Consider the following 3,214-nt stretch of genomic DNA (forward strand, 5'->3'; position numbering starts at 1 on the left):
TAATCTTTTAGCACCGCCTCTAGATAATCTTTTAGCACCGCCTCTAGAAACTGCAGTTCATTCATCCCCGCCGGAATGGTTACGAAAATATGTTCTTTGGTTTTGGCTGCCATGGCATAAATTAAATCGGCATTCCCAGTTTGGTAATAGCCGGTTAACACTTCATGAATAAGCTCTATATCTCTATCATTTAAGTGCAGAACTTCTTTAAACTGCGGTTCATATTCTTCAGGTAAATTAAAACTGAAAGCCACGTTAGAAAATTCGGTTCTTGGTTTAGTTTTAATCAATGTCGTTTTTGCTAATATATCACCCAATCTTTGATGGTTTTTGGTTACTGCTACAGAAACCAGTGCTACAACGCCCCATCCAAAAGGAAAACCAAAATCAATCATCCTAAATAACCACCTAAAAATATACTGTCCAAGTGTTGGTTGTGTACCATCAATACTAATTACCTTTATCTTTAACACCTTCTTCCCCAAAGTCTGGCCATCCATAGTGATTTCGCAAACCAGATCGTAGAAAGTAAAAATTGCAAGGAAAATAAAGAAAACAACTATTGCAGCACTTCCCGACATCGCCATCTGTGCGGCTCCCATTACCACTAAAGTAATTATAGCGAGAATTAGAAATCCAGCCAGATCGATACACCTTGCAGCTATACGCTCTCCAAGGCCAGCAATTTCGTAATCAATATCAATATTTTGAGCAGTGCTAATTCTGATGCTATCCATATTCAAACATAATTTTTTTTAAGGATAATAGCTGTAGGCCGATCTTTATTTTTTAAACTAAAGTTTTCTTATATTTTCATATTTAGATTGTTCATCTATGTATATTTGTTAAGCCYGGTTAATTGATTTGAATATAATGCYGGTTTCATTTCCATAAAAAATTAGCTATTTTAACCCGAGATTTGGTAAAGCCTTTACATGAGAGAAGCATTATTTGTTAAACAGAATTCGAAGAAGTGGCAACATTATGATTCCATGCAACAGGCAAATCCTGATGAAGTGGCCAATCAGTTTATCGAAATCACTAACGATTTGGCTTACTCAAAAACGTTTTATCCAAATTCGAAAACAACCGCTTATCTCAATGGCTTAGCCTCTAAATTACATCAATCCGTTTACAAAAACAAAAAGGAAAAATCGAACCGGTTTATCCATTTCTGGAAAACAGAACTCCCCTTAATATTTCTACAACACAGAAAACAGGTATTTTATGCATTGGCATTTTTCTTGGTTTCTTGTGCCATTGGTGCTTTATCGGCAAAATACGATGATACTTTTGTGCGATTGATTATGGGTGATGGTTATGTAAACATGACAAACGAAAACATTGCCAAAGGTGATCCTTTTGGGGTTTACAAACAAAGTAATGAGTTTATGATGTTTATGCAAATTGGGGTTAATAATATTTATGTTGCGCTATATACCTTTGTTTTGGGGATTATATTTTCATTTGGCTCTATTGTTTCATTATTCAGAAATGGCGTGATGCTGGGCTCATTCCAATATTTCTTTTTTAGTAAGGGATTAGGCTTTCAATCAGTTCTGGTTATCTGGATTCACGGCACATTAGAAATATCGGCAATTGTTTTGGCAGGCGCGGCTGGTTTAATTTTGGGCAATAGCCTTTTATTTCCCAAAACGTATACCCGTATGGCTTCAGTTTTAAAAGGGGCTAAAGATGGATTAAAAATTGTAATTGGCCTGATACCGATTTTTATAGTTGCAGCATTTTTTGAGAGTTTTGTTACCCGACATACTGAGATGCCGCTATGGTTAAGTATGTTCATTTTATTATCTTCTGCAGCTTTCATTATTTGGTATGTATTTATATACCCCATAAAAATCTACAATAAACAAGCAACACTAAATTAACATGCCAGGGAAAATTGAATTTAAGAAAAGAAGAGATTTCGGACAGGTGATTAACAACACCTTTACCTTCATGCGTCAAAATCTTAAGCCCCTCATTAAAATATATTTCACATTTTGTGGCCTATTTGTACTGGCTAGTATGTTAACCATGTTATTGCAACAATACAAAATGGTTAATGTAATAAATACGGGCATTGTGAACAGATATGGCAAAAGCTCGGGACTCGGGTCTATTTACGGTATTGAATACTTTTTATCACTATTATTTAGCATGGCAAGTTACGTCAGTATGAGTGTTGCCATACTTTCTTATGTCGCTGTATATGTGCAGAAAGGGAACCAAACACCAACCACCGATGAAGTATGGGGATATTTTAAGTATTACTTCTTCCGGATTTTTGGCAGTTCTATCGTATTGATTATCCTGTTATGCATAGCCTTTATGTTTTGCCTTGTACCTGGCTTCTGGCTATTCCCTTATGTGGCCATGATGTTCCCCATTATGGTAATCGAAAATGGTTCTTTAGGTTACTCTTTTAGCAGAAGCTTCAAAATTATAAAAGATAATTTCTGGATTACTTTCGGTACGCTTGCCGTTGTTTGGATTATTGTTTCTGCCTGTATGAGCATGATTGTTTTACCTACAAGTTTATTTAATATGATTGGTATGTTTACGCATAAAACCCCACACATGTCTTTAACACTAACCATGATTACAACAGTTTTGCAGTCATTATGCCAGGTGTTTACCATCATCCCCATCATTACCATTTCATTGGCCTATTTCAGTTTGGTTGAACAAAAAGAAAGCCCCGGCCTAATGGAACGGATTTCTAATTTTGGCATTACCGAAAAACCTATAGATACCAGACCTGAAGAATATTAAAATGCAGCCAGCACTATTCCGATATCTTCTTGTTTCACTTTTGTTTTTTATTCCGGTAATCAACAAAGCACAGACAGCTAAACCTAAGCCTGTAACTGTTGTAATTAAAACAGATACCAGTAAGGTTGTGGCCTCGAAATTTGATAAAGAGGCCATAAGCAATTATAAAGAACAAAAAGAGTTTCAATACGACGAAATAGGTCAACAACAATTATCGTTATGGGACAAATTTTGGTTATGGTTCTGGGGTATAATCGGCGAACTATTTCAGGGAGCAGCATCCAACATTTTTTCCAGGTATATTTTTATCGGACTTGGTGTTGCGCTGATCATATTTATTGTGGTTAAAGTTATTGGAGCAGAAAAAATCTTCGCTAAAAAATCGAAAGAAACAATTCTTCCATACGATGTAATTACCGAAAACATCCATGAGATAGAT

4 protein-coding genes are annotated in these 3,214 nt (G+C 35.7%); 3 read left to right on the forward strand and 1 reads right to left on the reverse strand.

What is annotated here, in order from left to right; genetic code table 11:
• Positions 1-737: RDD family protein (locus AC1DND_RS23790; protein ID WP_477585052.1), on the reverse strand; the 737-nt coding region annotated here is incomplete at its 3' end.
• Positions 738-935: 198 nt separating this feature from the next.
• Here AC1DND_RS23790 and AC1DND_RS23795 point away from each other — a divergent pair.
• From AC1DND_RS23795 to AC1DND_RS23805, 3 genes are all read left to right on the forward strand, one after another.
• Positions 936-1,889, forward strand: a complete 954-nt coding sequence (locus AC1DND_RS23795) for a stage II sporulation protein M (RefSeq protein ID WP_477585053.1) — start codon at positions 936-938, stop codon at positions 1,887-1,889.
• A 1-nt stretch (position 1,890) separates the two neighbouring features.
• The gene (locus AC1DND_RS23800) at positions 1,891-2,775 is read left to right on the forward strand and encodes a hypothetical protein (protein ID WP_477585054.1); all 885 of its coding nucleotides are present in this window, start codon (positions 1,891-1,893) and stop codon (positions 2,773-2,775) included.
• 1 nt (position 2,776) lies between these two features.
• On the forward strand, positions 2,777-3,214 hold a 438-nt coding region (locus AC1DND_RS23805), incomplete at its 3' end, for a hypothetical protein (RefSeq protein WP_477585055.1).

It is taken from the genome of Pedobacter sp. 01N416 (assembly GCF_056399685.1).

What these genes read in the sequence shown, in the direction of transcription:
- AC1DND_RS23795 (WP_477585053.1), top strand. Translation starts at nt 936, where the DNA reads ATGAGAGAAGCATTATTTGTTAAACAGAATTCGAAGAAGTGGCAACAT.
- AC1DND_RS23800 (WP_477585054.1), top strand. Translation starts at nt 1,891, where the DNA reads ATGCCAGGGAAAATTGAATTTAAGAAAAGAAGAGATTTCGGACAGGTG.